The sequence below is a fragment of the Oleiphilus sp. HI0123 genome (assembly GCF_001635315.1).
In genome coordinates this window covers 1-3,071 of record NZ_LWGE01001515.1, presented here as the reverse complement: position 1 = coordinate 3,071, position 3,071 = coordinate 1, and the positions used below count along the sequence as shown (strand labels likewise).

The 3,071-nt window shown below is 44.6% G+C and carries 3 protein-coding genes; 2 read left to right on the top strand and 1 reads right to left on the bottom strand.

The window, feature by feature from the left end; translation table 11 throughout:
• Positions 1-115 precede the first annotated feature (115 nt).
• Complete coding sequence (locus tag A3761_RS20115; RefSeq protein WP_068513791.1) at positions 116-1,330, bottom strand: CoA transferase; 1,215 nt, start codon at positions 1,328-1,330, stop codon at positions 116-118.
• Positions 1,331-1,521: 191 nt separating this feature from the next.
• Between A3761_RS20115 and A3761_RS20110 the strand changes: the two genes are divergently transcribed.
• Complete coding sequence (locus A3761_RS20110) at positions 1,522-2,664, top strand: HD-GYP domain-containing protein (protein ID WP_068513789.1); 1,143 nt, start codon at positions 1,522-1,524, stop codon at positions 2,662-2,664.
• A gap of 115 nt (positions 2,665-2,779) precedes the next feature.
• Positions 2,780-3,071, top strand: a 292-nt coding sequence (locus tag A3761_RS20105) for a MaoC family dehydratase (RefSeq protein ID WP_068750766.1), incomplete at its 3' end; no start/stop codon positions are given.

The window sequence follows — 3,071 nt, the reverse complement described above, 5'->3', positions numbered from 1 at the left end:
AAATTTCTTTAGAAACAACAGGGTATAAGCATCTTCAAATTGGGTCAGAGTAAAGGCGTTTGTTTTACTCTGGCCCCAATAGTACACACTTAAGGAAAAAGGTTTGGATTAGACGCTACTCTGGCCCTGCAACGATACCCGCATCGTGTAAGCGGCCAATTTCAGCACTACTCAAACCAACCACTTCAGAAAGCACTTCATCGGTTTGCTGCCCTAGTTTTGGCGCCGGTTGCGCAGGCTGGCGTTCAAATGCCGAGAAGTTCCAAGGAGCTCCTGCTGCTCTGAATGAACCAACACCAGGCTGATCAATTTGGTTAAACATTGGATTGTCTAGCGAGCATTCCGGGTCACTATCTACCATTTCCTTAACCGTTTGATACTTACTCCAACAAACTCCGTTTTCATTGAAGCGAGACTCAATATCCTTAAAACTGCGCTTAGAAATATAGTCAGAAAATAAAGCCGAAATCTCATCACGAGACTCAAAGCGAGCACCTTCCTGAGAAAAATCACGTCCTAGCGTTGCCGCTAGCTGGTCCATTTTTTCAGCTGTTTCTGTAGCAATACACAAGGACTTCCACTGGCGTTTGGTCAAGCCAATCACCATGACACGCTCGCCATCAGATGTCGTAAAGTCTCGTCCAAACGCACCGAAGAGATAGTTTCCATAACGTGGACGCTCTTCTCCTAACTGCGCTTCAGCAATAAATCCTAAGTGCCCCATCACTGCCATGGCCGCATCAGCCAAAGCAATCTTAGTGTGCTGTCCTTCACCTGTGCGATAACGATGACGCTCTGCAGCTAACAAGCCCAGTGCAGCCATCTGTCCTGTCACCAGATCCCAGGCAGGAAGTACGTGATTCGTTGGCGAGTTACTATCAGAGGGGCCTGTCAAAAACGGTAAGCCAATGGCCGGGTTAACCGTATAGTCTACAGCCGAGCCACCATGCCTATCGCCTTGAACGGTGAGCTGTATCATGTCTGGACGAATTGCCTTAAGATCCTCATAAGACAACCAACCCTTAGGTGGAAAGTTTGTCAATAGCATTCCCGCTTCTTTGCCAGGCGCGGTTATAATTTGCTTAGCGAGTTCTGAACCTTCTGGAGACCTAAAGTTGATCGCTACCGAACGCTTAGATTTATTTAGCCCTGCCCAAAACAGACTGACATTATCTTTTGTAACGGGCCAGCGACGATAGTCCAACCCCCCCCCTATCGCATCTATTCGAATGACGTCCGCTCCAAGTTGAGCTAAAGTCATTCCTCCAAGAGGCGCAGCGACAAATGCAGAGGCTTCAACCACTCGCATCCCCGATAGAATCGAACTCATATTGACATCCTGTTAGGTTATTTTGTAATAAATTATTAAGAAACTATATATGACGCGAAGAATAAACCAGCTTAGCCGCTAAATCCACTCGGAACAAAGTTCAGATTTGTAACCAATTTAGTTTTTTGCTTTTCGCTTGACCCAGCTCGTCTATACTAGAACTAACGACTTGAACGAGCTAAAGATGAAACATGGACAAACCAAGCGTATACAGTCACCAAGACCCCTTAAAGAAATTAGGCTCCAGTAGCCCTTTACTTGAAAAGTTGCGGCTACTCCATGGGCACTTAAAACATCAGCATCACTATATTGACCGTATCGCCGTCGCCTTGTTTGATGCGAAAACCGATACCCTTAAAACCTTTGCTTGGAGCAGCGAACACGAAAGCCCTTTGACTCACTATCAAGCAAGTTTAAGCGATGCCCCTTCCCTGATAGAGATAATCAAGAGTGGGAATCCACGAGTCGTAAACAATATGGAAATTTTTTCTGACGGCCAGAATACCCATACGAGAGTATTAGAAAAGAGTCATTTCGGCTCTAGCTATACATTTCCAATGTATCAAGATGGGCAATTTATCGGCTTTATATTTTTTAACTCCTTCGAAAAAAACGTCTTTGAAGAAAGCACCTTGGTAGACCTGGATATGACAGCTCACATGCTCGTTCTTCTGGTATCCCATGAACAAGATGTGGTAGGTACCTTACAAGCAACTGTCAGAAGCGCCATGAATTTCACTCACCATCGTGACCCTGAAACAGCAATGCACATCGACCGAATGTCCCGATTTTCAAGACTAATCGCTGACGAGCTGGCGCATAAATATGGTTTTGACGACCAGTTTGTCGAGCATATTTTCCTGTTCTCACCTTTGCATGATATTGGCAAGATTAGTATTCCCGACTCTGTACTCTTAAAGCCAGGAAAGTTAGATGATCAAGAATTCGAGATCATGAAATCTCACGCAGAGAAAGGCAAGGAGCTAATCGATACGCTGTTAGAAAACTTCAGCCTAGATAGCCTCAACTACATCGACATTCTGAAAAATATCGCCCACCACCATCACGAAGCCTACGACGGTTCCGGCTACCCTGATGGGCTAGTTGCCCAAGATATCCCTATCGAGGCAAGAATTGTCGCAGTAGCCGATGTCTTTGACGCACTAACCAGTGAGAGACCTTATAAAAAAGCTTGGTCAAACGATGATGCTTTCGCAAAAATTGACGCCATGGCTGGCACTAAGCTGGATAGGGAATGCGTTGATGCACTAATTAAAAATCGCGAGCTAGTCGAAGAAATCCAACGACAATTCAAAGAAAATATTATTGGCTAAATACCCTTGGCTTGACGTCTATCAGTGTCACCTTTTTTTAATGTAGACAAACTAATATCGAGCTAGTCACTACCGGCTCATCACTCACAACAAGCATTAAGGGAATAAAACAAGTATGTCGAAAGTTAGTCTTGGCCAAAGCGCAAGTATCAGCAAACGTTTTTCTGAAGCAGAAGTAAATGCTTTTGCAGAGTTATCACTTGACTTCAACCCGGTCCACCTTGACGCCGACTATGCAGCCAAGACACCATTTGGTAAACAAATAGTCCACGGGATGCTTGTTTCAAGCCTTTTTTCTGGTTTGTTAGGAAAACACCTGCCCGGAGAAGGTACCATTTACTTGGGGCAGGACTTAAAATTCAAGAAACCAATATTTATTAATCAGGAAGTCACTGCAACAGTAGAGA